General features: G+C 57.8%; 14 protein-coding genes. 11 read left to right on the top strand and 3 right to left on the bottom strand.

All coding sequences use genetic code 11. The features are described 5' to 3' along the window. The 4 genes from AC6IY8_RS17675 to AC6IY8_RS17660 all read left to right on the top strand — a co-directional run bounded on the left by AC6IY8_RS17675 (position 1) and on the right by AC6IY8_RS17660 (position 4,758). Positions 1-1,713: an electron transfer flavoprotein-ubiquinone oxidoreductase gene (locus AC6IY8_RS17675; protein WP_497776027.1), complete on the top strand. Its 1,713-nt coding sequence runs from the start codon at positions 1-3 to the stop codon at positions 1,711-1,713. Positions 1,714-1,900: 187 nt separating this feature from the next. After that, positions 1,901-2,890: a GTP 3',8-cyclase MoaA gene (gene moaA, locus AC6IY8_RS17670; protein WP_497776025.1), complete on the top strand. Its 990-nt coding sequence runs from the start codon at positions 1,901-1,903 to the stop codon at positions 2,888-2,890. 206 nt (positions 2,891-3,096) lie between these two features. Next, entirely contained in the window at positions 3,097-4,215 is a 1,119-nt protein-coding gene (gene nadA / locus AC6IY8_RS17665) for a quinolinate synthase NadA (protein ID WP_497776023.1), read from the top strand. A gap of 126 nt (positions 4,216-4,341) precedes the next feature. Further along, on the top strand, positions 4,342-4,758 hold the full coding sequence (locus AC6IY8_RS17660; RefSeq protein WP_497776022.1) for a DUF2203 domain-containing protein: 417 nt from the start codon (positions 4,342-4,344) through the stop codon (positions 4,756-4,758). A gap of 142 nt (positions 4,759-4,900) precedes the next feature. On the opposite strand, the gene AC6IY8_RS17655 is transcribed toward AC6IY8_RS17660, so the two are convergent. Together AC6IY8_RS17655 and AC6IY8_RS17650 are read right to left on the bottom strand one after the other, a co-directional pair. After that, positions 4,901-6,046 carry a pyridoxal-phosphate-dependent aminotransferase family protein gene (locus AC6IY8_RS17655; RefSeq protein ID WP_497776020.1) on the bottom strand — a complete coding sequence of 382 codons (1,146 nt, stop codon included), beginning with the start codon at positions 6,044-6,046 and terminating at the stop codon, positions 4,901-4,903. 76 nt (positions 6,047-6,122) lie between these two features. Continuing rightward, entirely contained in the window at positions 6,123-6,773 is a 651-nt protein-coding gene (locus AC6IY8_RS17650; RefSeq protein ID WP_497776019.1) for a YceH family protein, read from the bottom strand. Positions 6,774-7,067: 294 nt separating this feature from the next. Here AC6IY8_RS17650 and AC6IY8_RS17645 point away from each other — a divergent pair, with 294 nt between their 5' ends. The 3 genes from AC6IY8_RS17645 to AC6IY8_RS17635 all read left to right on the top strand — a co-directional run bounded on the left by AC6IY8_RS17645 (position 7,068) and on the right by AC6IY8_RS17635 (position 11,298). After that, positions 7,068-8,282 (top strand): lactonase family protein, encoded by a 1,215-nt coding sequence (locus AC6IY8_RS17645; RefSeq protein ID WP_497776018.1) that lies wholly within the window; start codon positions 7,068-7,070, stop codon positions 8,280-8,282. Positions 8,283-8,359: 77 nt separating this feature from the next. Next, positions 8,360-10,639: a YncE family protein gene (locus AC6IY8_RS17640; protein WP_497776017.1), complete on the top strand. Its 2,280-nt coding sequence runs from the start codon at positions 8,360-8,362 to the stop codon at positions 10,637-10,639. A gap of 11 nt (positions 10,640-10,650) precedes the next feature. After that, on the top strand, positions 10,651-11,298 hold the full coding sequence (locus AC6IY8_RS17635) for an outer membrane beta-barrel protein (protein WP_497776015.1): 648 nt from the start codon (positions 10,651-10,653) through the stop codon (positions 11,296-11,298). Positions 11,299-11,373: 75 nt separating this feature from the next. Here the strand turns inward: AC6IY8_RS17635 and AC6IY8_RS17630 are convergent, their stop codons facing one another. Next, on the bottom strand, positions 11,374-12,108 hold the full coding sequence (locus tag AC6IY8_RS17630; protein WP_497776014.1) for a DUF5686 family protein: 735 nt from the start codon (positions 12,106-12,108) through the stop codon (positions 11,374-11,376). 156 nt (positions 12,109-12,264) lie between these two features. Between AC6IY8_RS17630 and AC6IY8_RS17625 the strand changes: the two genes are divergently transcribed. The 4 genes from AC6IY8_RS17625 (at position 12,265) to AC6IY8_RS17610 (ending at position 15,666) form a co-directional block, all read left to right on the top strand. Further along, on the top strand, positions 12,265-12,495 hold the full coding sequence (locus AC6IY8_RS17625) for a DUF2905 domain-containing protein (RefSeq protein ID WP_497776013.1): 231 nt from the start codon (positions 12,265-12,267) through the stop codon (positions 12,493-12,495). Positions 12,496-12,548: 53 nt separating this feature from the next. Then, complete coding sequence (xseA, locus tag AC6IY8_RS17620; RefSeq protein WP_497776012.1) at positions 12,549-13,964, top strand: exodeoxyribonuclease VII large subunit; 1,416 nt, start codon at positions 12,549-12,551, stop codon at positions 13,962-13,964. 125 nt (positions 13,965-14,089) lie between these two features. Further along, a complete protein-coding gene (cdaA, locus tag AC6IY8_RS17615; RefSeq protein ID WP_497776011.1) occupies positions 14,090-14,992 on the top strand; it encodes a diadenylate cyclase CdaA in 903 nt (300 codons plus the stop codon). Beyond that, positions 14,989-15,666: a CdaR family protein gene (locus AC6IY8_RS17610; protein WP_497776010.1), complete on the top strand. Its 678-nt coding sequence runs from the start codon at positions 14,989-14,991 to the stop codon at positions 15,664-15,666. Before cdaA ends, AC6IY8_RS17610 begins: the two co-directional genes overlap by 4 nt. Positions 15,667-15,690: the final 24 nt, after the last annotated feature.

Genomic DNA, 15,690 nt, shown 5'->3' with positions numbered 1-15,690 from the left:
ATGATCTTCCGAACACCCATAGAAGGCATCGACCATCCGGAGATGGAAGCCGACGTTGTTATTGTCGGCGGCGGGCCGGCGGGAATGGCGTGCGCGCTGCGCTTATCGCAGTTGATTGACGAGCACAACGCCAAACATCCAGACGCGCAGCTCTCGAAGGAAAACATCTATGTCCTCGAGAAGGGGCGCGAGATCGGGCAGCACTGTCTTTCAGGTGCGCTGCTCGATCCCAAGTCGATGGACGAATTGCTTCCCGAATGGCGCCAGGAAGCTCCGATCGAGGCTGAAGTCACGAGTGACAGCGTTTATTACCTGACCCGCAAGTCGGCCTTCAAGGCGCCAATCACGCCTCCGCCGATGCAGGATCACGGCAATTACGTCATAAGCCTCAATCGCTTCGCCAAGTGGCTCGGGTCCAAGGTGGAAGAGACCGGCATCACTGTGTTCACAGGCTTTGCAGGAAGCGAGTTGCTGCTTGAAGGCGATCAGGTTCTGGGTGTCCGCACCGATGACAAAGGCGTGGACAAGATGAACCAGCCCAAGGCGAACTTCGAGCCCGGCTATGACCTGAAAGCAAAAATCACAATCCTTGCCGAGGGCACCCGAGGCTCGCTCACAAAGCAGCTCACACAAAAACTTGATCTCTGCGCCGATCGCAATCCCATGACCTACGGCGTGGGTGTCAAGGAGCTTTGGGAACTGCCCGAGGGCCGCGTCAAGCCAGGCGAAGTGATTTACACCATGGGCTACCCGCTGACCACAAAGGAATACGGCGGAGCGTGGATCTACGGAGGCAAGGACAACACAGTCTCGATGGGGTTCGTCACCGGACTTGACTACCCCGACCCTCACACCGATCCGCAGCACGTGTTGCAGTCCTTCAAGCAGCATCCGTTCGTTGCCAAGCTGCTCGAGGGGGGAAAACTCGTGCGCTACGGGGCTAAGACCATGCCTTATGGCGGATGGTGGTCGATGCCTCCGCTGGGCGGCAATGGATGGATGATTGTAGGCGACTCTGCTGGCTTCCTGAATTCGCAGCGACTCAAGGGCATTCACCTGGCGATCAAGAGCGGAATGCTTGCTGCGGAAACCGCGTTCGAGGCCTGGCTTGCGGGCGACAATAGCGCAAAGCAGCTCAGCCGCTACAAGCAGAAGGTGGACGCGAGCTGGATCCAGAAGGAGCTCTACCCCGTTCGCAACTTCCACCAGGGATTCGAGCATGGCTTCCTCACCGGAATGCTGAACACCGGATTGCTCTTGGCCACCGGGGGCTTTGGCATTCGCGACCGCTACCCTGCACACGCCGGGCACGAGCGCATGCTTCCGCTCTGGGACGTAATGGGCCATGCCGCCGAGCGCCAGCAACTCACAGGATGGGCCAAAGGCGATGGCAAGCTCACCTTCGACAAGCTGACGGACCTGTATCACTCTGGCACGCGGCACGAAGAGGATCAGCCCGCGCACCTGATCATCCACGATACCGACATCTGCACAAACCGCTGTACGAAGGAGTACGGCAACCCGTGCCAGTTCTTCTGCCCCGCTAATGTGTACGAGATGGAGGAGTGCCCGACCGATCCGCAGAAGAAGCGGATTCACCTGAATCCTTCAAACTGCGTACATTGCAAGACGTGCGACATTATGGACCCGTACCAGATCATCACCTGGGTACCGCCCGAGGGTGGCGGCGGGCCAAACTATGACGGAATGTAAGGCAACGAGCTCGGGAGGCAGCAGCATCTTAGTTGTTGTCATGTCTTCCTCCAGGTGAGTGTTCCTCAGGCCCGGCTTCCGGGCCTTTCTTCTTGCTCCACATTTTCCTCGCACTGAACTGAAAGAGCCGTCGAAACTCATCGCGCATCTAAGAAAGGGTCCCGGCGTTTGCTTGCCGGAGTCTCGGATGCCCTTACAGGATAAATTCGGCCGCACAATTCAGGATCTTCGCCTCTCGATCACCGACCGGTGTAACTACCGTTGTGTCTATTGCCGGACCGGCAACGAAGGGGCGCAGTACGCCGAATTGAAGCTCGAAGATTATCTCCGGATGTCGCAGGTCTTTGTCTCGCTGGGGATCACCAAGATTCGCCTGACCGGAGGCGAGCCACTCCTGCGACGCGACATCGTCCAACTAGTGCGAGAGCTTTCAGGGCTGCGAACCGAAGCCGGCGCACCTCCCGAGTTAGCCATCACCACCAACGGCCATCTACTGGCGCCGATGGCCGGAGCGCTTAGAGAGGCAGGCCTCAACCGCGTCACAGTCAGCATGGACGCAGTCGACCCTGAACGCTTCGCAAACATTACCCGTGTACCTCGCGGCTATGACGCCGTGCTGAAGGGGATGCGCGCCGCACGCGACGCCGGACTTGGCCCCGTGAAGATCAACTGCGTATTGCTTCGCGGATTCAATGACACGGAGATCGAAGCCTTTGGCCACTTTGCCCGCGAAGAGCACGTCATCGTTCGGTTTATCGAGTTCATGCCGCTGGAGGAAGGGCGCCTGTGGCGGCCAGACGTTGTCATCTCACTCAACGAGATACTGGAACACATGACACGCGTCGCGTCGTTTCATGAGATCGAGCATGAGCCTAGCTCGACCTCGCGGCGATATCGGTTCGATGATGGCCTCGGCGAATTTGGTGTGATCGCCCCAGTGACGCTTCCCTTCTGTGGTGCATGTTCACGCATCCGGCTGACGAGCGATGGAAAGATACGCACTTGCCTCTTCTCTCTGCGCGAACACGACCTGCATGCCACCATCCGACGCGGCGGGAGCGACCGCGAACTTGCGGAAGTAATTGAATACGCTGTGTCTCATAAAGAAGAGAGGCACCATATAGGCGAGCCGGGCTTTGTGCAGCCGGGCAGGACAATGGTGCACATCGGAGGTTGAGGCGCAGCTTTTTCTTCTGTACTCCAAATTAGTTGATTCGTTTCTCCCATTTAAGGCATCATTAACACCTAGTAAGGCTACGGCTTCAACATCCCCGCGGGTGGGACCTTCTGGTATGTGCATCCGCTGGAGCCGGAGATAGCGCTTTCAACATCCCCGTTTTTGCGTCATGCAATTGTGGCGGCGAAAACTGAAGGCAGAAAAAATTGGCTACTGCAGTTACAACGAATTCCACGTGCTCTCTGGACAACTACCTCGTCCTGCCCGACCGCTCGTGTGACGCCCGCATTCAAGCTGCCCGCGAGATTCTCGGCGAGCAATGTGTCGTTCTGGGTCATCACTACCAGCGCGACGAAGTGATCGCGTTCTCCGATTTTCAGGGAGACAGTTGGCGCTTGTCCGAATTGGCGTCGCAGGCCAAGGGCCGCTACATTGTGTTTTGCGGCGTGCACTTCATGGCCGAATCTGCGGATGTCCTGGCGCGCCCCGACCAACAAGTGGTCTTGCCCGATCTCAACGCCGGCTGCTCTATGGCCGACATGGCCGAAATTTCACAGGTAGAAGACGCATGGGAACAGTTCGTGCGCCTCAGCCTAACCACAGACGCAGGCGAAGGCATCACTCCGCTGACCTATATGAACTCGGCTGCGGCCATCAAGGCATTTGTCGGCGAGCGCGGCGGAACGGTGTGCACCAGCAGCAACGCTTCGGCAGCCATGAAGTGGGGCTTCAAGCGCAACCAAAAATTGTTCTTCCTGCCCGACCAGCATCTGGGACGGAACACCGCCTACGCCATGGGTATCCCGCTGAACGAGATGGTCGTGTGGGATCCGTATCAGTTGCAAGGCGGCCTGACGGCGGACCAGTTGCAAAAGGCGCGAGTCATACTGTGGAAGGGCCACTGTTCTGTCCATCAGCGCTTTTTGCCAGAGCACGTGGACCGCATGCGCGCAACCTACCCTGACATTCGCGTGATCGTCCATCCGGAGTGCCGCTGGGAAGTATGCCAGAAGGCCGATGACACTGGTTCTACCGACAAATTGCGCCGCCTTGTAGCTGAGGCTCCGGCAGGCTCGAAATTTGCCATCGGAACCGAGATCCACCTCGTGAACCGTTTGGCGCAACAGCATCCGGACAAGATGATTTTGACCTTGAACGACTCGGGATGCCTTTGCACGACCATGTATCGCATCTCACCACAACATCTGGCGTGGGCGCTGGAAAACCTTGTTGAGGGCAACGTAGTGAACCAGATCAAGGTTCGTCCCTCGACCAAGCATTGGGCCAAGGTAGCCCTGGATCGCATGTTGCAGATCAAGGGCTGAGTAGAGTGGGCGTCGGAAATGGCGCTGAAGGAGATCTGAGTGCACTGGCCGCGCCCGTGAGCGCGGCCGTGTCGCCCCGAGCAGGTTGACAATCGCGATAAAATCGCAGGTGCGCGGAACCCAGATATGCGAACTTTTACGCTAAGTGAAGCACAGTCCATGCTCCCGGTCTTAGAGAGCCTGCTGCGCAAATCGATCGATGCCAAGTCCCTGATTGAGGAGATCGACCAGGAGTTCAGCGAACTGAGTGAACGCATCTTCCTCAATGGCGGAACTCTCGTTGATGTGCGCGCCTGCACCGCCCGAAAGGCACAGCGCGAGAAAGCCATCCAGACCGCAAAAGACACGTTGTCGGAAATTAACGCGATCGGCGTGCAGGTGAAGGATCTCGAAATCGGGTTGCTGGATTTCCCATGCCGCGTCGACGGAGAAATCGTCCTGCTGTGTTGGAGAATGGGCGAACCCACTATCACACACTGGCACGGAACCGAAGAAGGCTACTCCGGTCGAAGACCCATCGACGGCCGTATGCGTGAGGAGTAGGCCGAAGCAGGTTTCAAGGGTTTCGCAAGTTTCAAGGTTTCGCCGATCAACTACAAAGAGCTGCAAACAACAAAGGGTGCCCTTTCAGGCACCCTTTAACGTTTTTCAACCTTTAAAACCTGCGAGATTTTGAAACCTTGCCCTACGCAGTCTCTTTGATCGCCTCGTCCAGTTTGGCAAGAATGCGGTCCACGCCCTCATCCGTAGCCAGCGGGCCCATCAAGCCGATGCGGAAGATCTTCCCTGCTAAAGGTCCAAAACCTCCGGCGATTTCGATTCCGTGCTTTTCGAGCAGGTAGCCGCGAACGCGAGCTTCGTTGACTCCATCAGGGACTCGCGGTGTATTCAGGTTCCAGATACGATGGCCTGGGGCGACGTGCATCATGATTCCCATGCCTTCCAATCCCTCGACAAAACGCTCGTGCGCGCGCTTATGCCGCTGCTGCCGTGTCGTGAGCCCTTCTTCCTCGATGATCGCCAGCGCCTCTCGCATCGCGTAGAACAGCGTTGCCGAAGCCGTGTGGTGATAACGCCGTCCGTCGAGGTATTCCTGGATGAGCGCCAGGTCGAAATACCAACTGCGGTTTGGCTGCTTGCGCTGGCGCAGGCGCTCATGGGCTCGCGGTGAAATCGTCACCGGACTCAATCCCGGAGGCGCGCTCAGCCCCTTCTGGGAGCAGCTATAAGCCACGTCAATTCCATTCGCGTCGATATCTACCGGCATAGCGCCGAGGGAGGTGACGCAGTCGGCGATTACGATGGCATCCACCTCATGTGCCGCATCGCAAATCGCTTTGCTCTGCTGATACACGCCGGTCGAGGTCTCGGCCTGCACGAATGCCACAACCTGCGGACGCTCGCGCCGGATGAACTCAGCGGCTTCCTCGTCGCCGAATACCTCTCCCCATGGCTTTTCCAGGCGCACGATGTTTCCACCGTGACGCTTCGCCATCTCAGTGATGCGCTCACCGAAAAATCCATTCACCAGGATTGCAATCTTCGTCCCCGGCTCGACAAAGTTGGAGACCACCGTCTCCATACCGCCCGACCCCGTGGCGGAGACCGGAATCGTCAGCTCGTTGCTGGTTCCGAAGACAGCGCGGAGTCCCTTGCGCAGCGCTTCATCAACCTCGAAGAAATACGGGTCCAGATGGCCGACAATAGGCTGCGCCATCGCCTGATAAATGCGCGGATAGACCTGGCTCGGGCCGGGTCCATAGAGAAGCCGTTTCGGAGGGTGAATCGATGTTTTCGTTTCGCTATGAAGCGTTTCGGTAATGGCGGTCATCTTGCCCCCACATCTAAAAATGTCCGGAACTACTTGAATGCTACGCTGCCGTGCTTGGGTTTCAAAGCCTAAAGTCTCACGACTCGAACTGCCGCCGGAAATCCGCAAACTGCTGACGCAGCTCGTCGAACTCCGCGCGAAGCCGTGCTATCTCTGCCTCCAGCGCCGCGACCCGATGTTCGTCGCCTGACTCTGCCATATCGGAATTATCATTCGCCTCGGCTGGTATCGTCGGTGCGTCGCCGAATAGATCCACATACCGGGCTTCTTTGGTGCCCGGCTGTCGCGGCAGTAGTTTCACCAACGGCGGCTCGTGCTCCATCAGCTTTTGGAGCACAAGCTGCACCTCGTCGAGATCTTCGAGGCGATGCATGCGTTCGCTGCGGCTGCGCAGCTCGCCCGGAGTCTGTGCCCCGCGCAGCAGCAGGGTGCAGAGCAAAGCGCTTTCGCGTCGGCCAAGGTTTAGCGCCTCGCCCATTCGATGTTCGAAACGCGCCACTCTTCCTTCAGCCCTCGCCACACCCGCGAAGCCTTTTTGTTCCAATGAATGCAAGGCCTCGCGCAGGTCGGACTCATTCAGGTCCATCACCGGGTCTCGGTTTGACTTCTGGTTGCACGCCGCCTGCAGTGCGTTGAGCGTGAGCGGGTAATACTCCGGCGTGGTGATATCTTTTTCCAGCAGCGAGCCCAAAACTCGCTTCTCTACCGCGTTCAGGTTGAGTTCCAAGCCGTTCCCTTTCGTGAAAATATTCTGCGGCGACGGATGATCCAGAGGCAAGCGCAGGCCATGAAACCAAGAGGGTGAGGTTGGCAAAGTAACCACACCTCACCGCTCTACGCAAATTACTAAGCGGCCAATTTGAGTCCAATAGAGTAGAATCTCACAATCCGAGATAGGAAAATTTACCCAAATTGCTGCTTAACTTGAGGGTGAATTGTGGTCTGCCCGAATTATGATTAGGCAGGATCGATTTTCGACTAAAGATGGGCGGGCGGCACTCGCTTCGCCCTGGGAGCTTGCATGAAGCGCTTGATCGGCTTTACAGCCGCACTTTGTCTTTTGGCATTCACGGTCGGCTGTGGTGGAGTTACAAGCACCGGAACGCTGGCCTACATCAGCAATTCTACTGGAACTGGATTCACCGTGTTCAACATCAACACGGATGGCACTTTAACCAAATCCGGCATTTCGCCTCAGGATACTCCGGCATCGCCCAAGGTTCTGCAATTCTCCGCCAACGGAAAATGGGCGTACTTCCTGGATGCGGGCGGCACCAACCTCTACGGTTATACCCGCTCGGGCGATGGCCAGTTGAAAACGCCTGTGGACCCCAAGCAGCCCTATCCTCTCTCTGGCCAGGGCAGCGCACTGGTGATTTCTCCGAGCAATAATTTCCTTTATGTAGCGCTGAAGGACACCAAGAGGCTGGCCGTTTACTCGATCGACGCCTCTACCGGCCAACTCTCGACAGTCGGAAGCCCGGCCCTGATCAACTACGGAATCACTCAGCTGATCATGTCCTCCGGCGGAAGCGTTCTATACGCATTGGCACCGGATCAGCAGGCGGTTTTGAGCTTCACGCTGAATACCTCCTCGGGCGTTGCGACATTGGCATCGACCCTCCCGGTTGGCAACAGCCCCGACTATCTCGTGCTGTCGCCTAATGGAAGCTTCCTGTATGTCCTCGACAAGACGGCGACCGGTACCAACAACGGACTCGGCGTCGAGGTCGCCACTCCCAGCATCTTCGGGTACAACACCTCGGGATCGGGCGTTCTTCAGGCGATGGCCGGCTCCCCGTTCAACGAGAATCCCGCCCACACGTCGAATGATCCGACCACCGGCGCAAAGATTTATACTGCGCCTTCCAATCCTGTTGCAGGCACCATTACGAGCGACAACCGCTATCTTCTGGTCGCCAACCAGGGTTCACACAATATCTCTTCCTTCAAGATCACTTCCAGCACTGGCGAGTTGAGCGAGGTTCTCGGCTCCGATGAGGTGGTCCAGGGTGGTGTCATTACCTCGAATGCGTCTCCCTTTGATTGCGGAAACGGTTGTACCACGCCATCTTTCCTGACCATTTCCAGCTCCAATAACGCCTTCTTCCTGCTTGACACCGCTGCGAACAAGGTTTTCCAGTTCAAGCTTGATCAGAACACCGGAAGAATCAGAGCGCAGAACCCGGCATCGGTAAGCGCCGAAGGCGCTCCGACCTGGATCACCATCCGATAGGTGGGTGCATGAATCGGTTGTTAACTTTGATTATTGCGGGGGGAGTTGCCGGTCTTCTTGCGAGCTGCGGAAGCTCGGTGAAGAGCAGCACTCAACCCGAAGTCCACGATGAGTACTCGGTCGTGGTGACGCCAGATCAATTCACGCTGAATTCTGGAGACTGGGCCTCGATCAGCGCAACAGTTGATCTGTCCAACCAGAACAGCACGCCGAGCGCTGTCTCACCGCAGCCGACGATCAAGTTCTACTCATCCGATTCGCGGGTTACCGTTTCCCCTTCGGGCGAGGTCTGCGCCGGGCTGTGGGATTCGCGCTATCTTACCTGCACGCCAAGCGTTTTCCCGCAGGGCACCGCAAATGCCGGAAAACCGGATCTGCCGACGGGACAAGTCACTATTACAGCCATCGACGCCAGTCATAGCGTCAGTGGCTCTACCCTGGTGACCATTCATCCGCGTGCGGTCAGCATACAGCTGAGCGCAGCGGCGGCCCCGGTGGGATCTGACGTCAATGTAGCCGCAGCGAACCATCAGTATCCCGGAAGCGGATGCGTATCGCAGGGAAACTACGTGCAGTATGTTGCAACGCCTGATTTCGGCGGTGTGACAGGCGGTACGGTTCGCACCAATGACTACACCTGGACTTCTTCAGATACCAATGTGGCGGAGGTAAGCTCGTTTGGGTTTGTCACAGCTCGCGCTCCGGGTGTTGCCAATATCTACGCGAAACTGAATGGCACCCTCAGTGCACCGCTGTCGTTTGCCACCTGCCCGCCAAGCGCGATCAGTGTGGGAACATCGCCGTACGTTGGTGGAGTGCTTCCCAAGCCACCGTACAACACCGCCGATCTGCTCTTAAATAAGGGCGATCAGAGATACATGACGGCAACGGTCACCGACACCAACGGAAATCCGCTGACCAACTTGTCGCTCAACTATCTCTCGTCCAATCCGGTCACCGGCTCCTTCACGACCGTCGTTCCTCTCACTGCAAAGCTCGGAGCCAATACCTCGGGTCACTTCAGTGTCACTGCGTCGTGCGAACCCTCTACCTGCAACAACGCGGTAGAAAATTTCGTCGTGCCGGATGCGGGGACGTCGGGTAAAAGGACAGTTACAGGAAGCGAGGTTGGCTTCGGCTATCCGATCTACAGCAATCCGATTGGAGTGACCGTCCAGGGAACTTCGCCCAGCTTCGTGCTGGTCACGAATTCCGCTGACGTGGCCAACCCCTTGCACCGGTTGCTGGTGTATGACAGCGAGTCGCTGACCGTTACCCAGCGAGTGGAACTGGCGAATCTCCCGAATTCGCTGGTGGTCTCTCCCAATGGGCAGAAGGCGTACCTCGGCAGCGATGCAGGACTGGTGATCGTCGACCTTGCCGCATATCAATCGTCGATCAACACCTACCCCATCGAGGGCGGATTAAATACGGACTTTGTCACCGGCAAGGTGTTGGGCGTCTCGCCCGATAGCCGCTACGTCGTGGTATCGGATGTGACAAACGGCCTGGTGTTCTTCATCGACACCGCCGGGGCGAAGAATGCTGTTCGCTTCGCGATCCCCGGAATCACCTCCGTGGCGTTCACCCCTGACAACTCCAACATCTGGATTGCCGGTTCACAAGGCGTGTATGTGTACCAGGCTGATGCATTCGTAAAGATCGCCAGCAACAGCAGCACGGGAGTGAAGGCGCTAGCTTGGATCCCCGATGGTCAGTCGTACATTGCCAGCGGAGACCAGGTTGTCGATTACTCCACTTGCAACGACGCGTTACGCCAAACCGTAAACGCTCCCGCTCCCCAGGAGCTTGACACGACGGTCATCAATAGCGTGCCTCACCTGATTGGGTTGTCGTCTTCCAATCAGTGGCTGAACTTCTCCATCACCAGCAGTTCGCAGATCGGGTCCACGCCGCTTATAGGCAACGTCTGTAAGTCGTTGGTATCGGTTAGCACGCCTGTCTCGACGGCAGCAGGAGTGTCCTGTGCGTCGCCCCAGGTAAGCTTCTCGCCGCGACTGCAGCAAGCGTTCGTGACCGGGTATCCGTCCACGAACGGTGTTTCAAGCTGCGCTACGGCAGAGCCGGTCGTTCACGGTTACGACGTGAACGGCAATACAGCGTTCACGCTGACCACGGCGAACAATGCCCCGATCACTCCATTGAGCGGTGGCGTGCTGATGGACGGACGTTATCTCTATGTCGGAACGCATGACGCAAGCACCGGAGCATCGACGTTGCATCGCTTTGCAATCGGAATTGATGGCACCACTGGCATCGGAACTAAGACTGGCACCGAGGACCTATCCAGCACTGTTGAACTGGTTCCCAGCCTCGTAGCCGTTGTCCCCAAGTAAAGGAGAGAGTTTTGAAACTCAAGCTGATTCTCATCACCGTACTGGCGTTTGGCAGCATGGCACACGCGCAGGGCATTGTTTCCAATATTTCTATCGGCGTAGGCGGTCAGGGAGTTTTCCCGGCCTCAACATTCACCACTAAGACTCTCGAAGCTGGCGGCAATGCCAACACGCAGACAAGCACCAAGTCGCTCGGCGGAGTGGTCGATGCCCGCTACGACTTCGGTCGTCACAGCGCAGTCGGAGTTGCCGTGACCGTGAATCGTGCCTCCGAACTGTTCTTCCAAGGCAGCGGCTTTCAAAGCGGCACTTTCACTCGCGTGCTTTCGAATAACGTCGAAGTGATCGGCACCTACATCTTCCGCCTGCCTTCCAACGACCGCGTAAAGCCCTATGCGATGTTCGGCGGCGGAATGGTTCACTTTGGACCCGTTGATGGCGGCTTCACCACGAGCGGCACTCCGGAAACAGAAACCAAGCCAGCGTTTGCGTATGGCTTTGGAACCGACCTGAAGTTTACCGATCACTGGGGCCTTCGCCTGCAGTATCGCGGACTGCTTCGGACCTCGCCGGATTTCAAACTGAGCGGCGAACCGTTCGGAACGCAGCTGAAGACGCACGTCCCCGAACCCTCGATTCAGATCGTGTATCACTTCTAAGTCTGTGGGTATTAAAAATGCCGGAGCCAAGGCTCCGGCATTTTTATTGCGAGCGAAACTACTTGGCGAAGGATCTCAGTGCAGTTCGTACTGCGAATACACGATGTTCAGAACGGCCGTACCACCCATGCGCATGCTTGTGACCGTCTGGTTAGAGGCTGGTAGCCAGAACTGTCCGATCTTCTGATAGCGGTGCTCGATGCGCGTTTTCTTCATCCAGAAGGAAGGATTCTTCGCTGGCTCCGCATCGATTGTCTCCACAGCAAAGTCCGTCGAGTTCACGCAGATTTCGCCGCGATAGAGAAATTTATCTTCGCGCCGAGGCTCTACCTTGAGCCGATAGCAGCCGCCGTATGGACTGGGTCTTTCGCCGATCAGAGTGAATTCGTAATTCTCCCGAGTAAGCGAGGCCTGGCGCTGGTTTTCAACCTGGGATGCTTCCTGCTCGCTTTCCAGTAGCTTGGAAAACACTTTGGACTGGAGCATCTTCGATCCATCTTCTGAAACGATGTCGAAGCTCTTGCTGTCAGGTGCCTGGTATTTCGCAATCACTTCGAGTGCAGCCTGACGATTCGACAGAAATCCGTGGTACGTCAGCGTGTAGTATCGCTTGCCTTCGTAAGCTCGAAGTGCGGCTGCTCGGTGCTGGTTTCCATCCTCAAGCCGATTAACGATCTCGTTAGCAGTGAGCGCCACCAACCCTGGCCGGTTGATCGAGACCGGGACTGGATCTGCAGCAAAGGCCCTGAGCGGCAATAGCAATGCCACCGTGAAACAAAGATAGAGGCCGAAATTGCTCTTCCGAATCATAATTATCGCTGGCGAGGTGAACGCCTCAGACCGTGTCAACTTACTCCGGCGGTCATTGCGTTGGATGCAGAAAGATCGCGGTAGGCCAGTCAACTATTTCAACCTGCCGTGGAGCTTCGTGCGGAAGCAGCGATCGTATTTTGCTAAACTGGCGCGATGGCTGAGATAGGGAAAACTCTGCTGGGAGTGGGCCTGGTGCTTATTGTAGTGGGCGCCGCGATGGTGCTCAGCTCGCGGCTGGGGATTCCTCTTGGGAGCATGCCCGGAGACCTGCAGTGGCGCAGCCGCAGCGGCAACACCCAGGTGTACTTTCCCATCGGCACGTCTATCGTTCTGAGCGTCCTGCTTACGCTCATCATGTGGTTCCTGCGCAACTTCCGGCGATAGCCCCTCCTGCCAGCACCGGTTGCACTCCTCTTCTCGCCTGCTAGAATGCCCGCGTGGGCGATTCTCAATTTTCGTTCGATTTCACGATTGCCGAGCCCCCTTCGCGCCGAATTTACGGCGTCCGCGACCTCGTCACCGCCGTTCGCAATCACCTGGAGAAGGGGTTTCCAGACGTGTGGGTCGAAGGCGAAATCTCCAACTATCGCCCTGCGGATAGCGGTCACATCTATCTCACGTTGAAAGATGGCGACGCCCAGCTTCGCATCGTCATGTTTCGCACACAGGCACGGCTGCTGCGTTTCCGTCCGCAGAATGGGATGCAGGTAATCGTCCGAGGCCGAATCACCATGTACGAGGCCCGCGGTGAGATGCAACTACTGACCGAATACATGGAACCCATGGGCGCGGGGGCCTTGCAGGTAGCCTTCGAGCAACTCAAGGCAAAACTTGCTGCCGAGGGGCTTTTCGCTCAGGAGCGCAAAAAGCGGCTGCCTCTTTTGCCCCGTCGCGTGGGCGTAGTCACCTCCCCTCGTGGCGCGGTCATTCGCGACATCCTCAATGTGCTGCGCCGCCGCCATGAATCGCTCGGCGTGCTGATCTTCCCCGCCCAGATGCAGGGCGAAGCCGCTGTCAGCGAGGTTTCCGCCGGCATTCGCTACTTCAATAAACAGGAACCGGGCTCGGAGACCGCCGTCGACGTCATCATCGTTGCCCGTGGCGGAGGCAGCGCCGAAGATCTTGCCGCGTTCAATCAGGAAGCGCTCGCGCGCGCAGTTGCCGCCAGCCGTATCCCGGTAATCTCGGCCGTAGGTCACGAGACGGACTTCACCATCTGCGATTTCGTTGCGGACCTCCGCGCGCCAACCCCTTCGGCTGCCGCCGAGATTGTCATCCGTTCCAAACACGACCTGCAGGATGCGGTGTTCACTCTGGGCGAACGCCTACGGCGCGCCATGCAGTACAAGGTGCTCGGAGCCCGCCAAAGCCTGACGTCGCTCGAAAAGAACCGCGTCTTCGCCCGCATGGAAGACCTGCTCGCCCGGCGCCAGCAGCGGGTCGATGACCTCGGGTTCAGACTGGAAAGCCTTGTCCTTGCGCGCCTTTCCGAAGCCCGCCGCCGTATCGAAATTGAGACTTCTCGCCTGCAGCAGCGAGATATGCGCCAGCAGCTCCGAACGTGGCAGAGCTTGCTGCTCGCTCGCGCCCAAGGACTCTCGTCCGCCGCTCGCCATGTCCTCATGGCCCGGCGCGCCCGCCTCGAACAGGCCTCGGCCAAGCTGGCTGCCCTCTCACCCGTCGCCATCCTCGAGCGCGGCTATTCGCTTGTATTCGACAACAAGGGGACGCTGGTGAAAGACGCCGCCCAGCTTGCCTCAGGAGACGCTATCCGCGCCCGCTTTGCTCACGGCGAGGTGCAGGCCAAAGTCGAATCTGTTGCGGCCGAAAACACCTCACAACAGCAGTCATAGCGAATGTTACGAAAGCTCAAGAATCAGCCTTGTACGCTGTTTTATGTTGTGGGCTGCTTTACAATGGCATGTTCCGACATTAGTGCGCTTGTGTCGTTCCATCCCAGAGTTCTCGAAAGGAGACCATGCCGAAGTTCCCGGATCTGTCTGGATATTCGCCGCAATTGACGACCGGATCAATTCTGGACATTCTGCTTGTGTCTTTCCTGATCTATCAGTTTCTTCTACTGGTACGAGGCACTCGCGCCGTCCCCATGTTGACGGGCGTTGGCGCTCTGGTGATTGCCTTCTACATTGCGCACCTCAGCAACCTGCGTACGCTCGACTGGCTGGTCGGCACCATACTTCCCTACAGCATCTTCGCTCTCATCGTCATCTTCCAGACGGAGATCCGACAGGCACTCGCACGACTTGGTCGCAACCTGACATTGGCCCGCGGCTCACAGGCCGCTGCAAGCGACACCTACGACGACATCGTGATGGCAGCGAGCACGTTCTCGCAAGATCAGACTGGCGCGCTCATCGTCATCGAACGCGAAATCGGCCTTCGCACCTACATCGAGAGCGGAGTCGCCCTCGATGCACATCTTTCCTACGACCTGCTGGCCACGCTCTTCCGCCCGAGTGCACCGCTGCACGATGGCGCAGTAATTCTGCAAAAAGATCGCATTGCGGCCGCGGCTTGCTTCCTGCCGCTGTCGATGAATCCCCTGCTTTCCACGCAGCTCGGCACTCGACACCGTGCAGGCATCGGCATTACGGAAGAGACTGACGCAGTTTCCGTGATTGTCTCCGAGGAAACAGGTGGCATCAGCATCGCCGTGGGTGGGCAAGTTGAGCGTGAAATCACTCCCGAGCGTCTGCGGCAGCGTCTCGGCGAGCTGCTCATGCGCTACGTCCCACAGCCGGAAATCCCTGCCCCGGGAGCACATCTTACCCCGAGCACCCTCGAAACTCTGCGCGCGCGCAGTGAAGATCGCACGTTGCATTCGCAACAACGCGATGCCGAACGGGAGGACTCGTTGTGATCACACGCGTCCGGCATCTTCTCTTCGACAACCTTCTGCTGAAAATCACTTCGGTACTGATCGCCGTGCTTATGTGGTACGGAGTTGCGCGCGATCCTGTTTCCGAAGTTTCTCTACTTGTCCCGGTCGAGTTTTCTCATCCCCCGAAGAATCTCGATTACTCCTCCGACGTCATACCCCAGGCGCAGATCCGGTTGCGTGGACCAGCCCGCATCTTGCGAGAGCTCGCACAATCGGGCGTGCACGCGAACATCGACCTGCAGGGTGCGGCGCCGGGCGAGCACACCTATGACCTCACGCCTGACCGCATCCAGGTGCCGCACGACGTGGAAGTGATGCAGGTAACGCCGAGCCGCCTGCGCATGGCCTTCGACACCCGCGCCACGCGGCAGATCCCGGTTCGTCCGCGCGTGGTTGGGACCTTACCACCTGGCTATCGGATCGAGTCTGTTGCAGCCGACCCGGCGGTTCTCACCGTCACCGGTCCCGCACGCCACGTGAAAGCCGTGGAAAGCGCCGCAACCGACGCAGTTGACGTAACCGGAGTTGCTGGGCAGGCAAGCTTTGAAACTATGGCATTCGTGCCCGATCCGCTGGTGCACATTTCCGGATCGGCGCCCATTCATGTCATCGTAAGAACGCAAAAATCATCATCGAAAGCTGGAGTCCCCTAGTTGGCAGCTCCTGTACGGAAAACT

This window comes from Koromonas soli (assembly GCF_059726265.1).
Note: the sequence above shows the minus strand (reverse complement) of the source record. Positions and strands in the feature narration are given on the sequence as shown.

What these genes read in the sequence shown, in the direction of transcription:
- AC6IY8_RS17645 (WP_497776018.1), top strand. Translation starts at nt 7,068, where the DNA reads ATGAAGCGCTTGATCGGCTTTACAGCCGCACTTTGTCTTTTGGCATTC.
- AC6IY8_RS17660 (WP_497776022.1), top strand. Translation starts at nt 4,342, where the DNA reads ATGCGAACTTTTACGCTAAGTGAAGCACAGTCCATGCTCCCGGTCTTA.
- cdaA (WP_497776011.1), top strand. Translation starts at nt 14,090, where the DNA reads ATGCCGAAGTTCCCGGATCTGTCTGGATATTCGCCGCAATTGACGACC.
- AC6IY8_RS17675 (WP_497776027.1), top strand. Translation starts at nt 1, where the DNA reads ATGATCTTCCGAACACCCATAGAAGGCATCGACCATCCGGAGATGGAA.
- AC6IY8_RS17655 (WP_497776020.1), bottom strand. Translation starts at nt 6,046, where the DNA reads ATGACCGCCATTACCGAAACGCTTCATAGCGAAACGAAAACATCGATT.
- moaA (WP_497776025.1), top strand. Translation starts at nt 1,901, where the DNA reads ATGCCCTTACAGGATAAATTCGGCCGCACAATTCAGGATCTTCGCCTC.
- AC6IY8_RS17625 (WP_497776013.1), top strand. Translation starts at nt 12,265, where the DNA reads ATGGCTGAGATAGGGAAAACTCTGCTGGGAGTGGGCCTGGTGCTTATT.
- AC6IY8_RS17630 (WP_497776014.1), bottom strand. Translation starts at nt 12,108, where the DNA reads ATGATTCGGAAGAGCAATTTCGGCCTCTATCTTTGTTTCACGGTGGCA.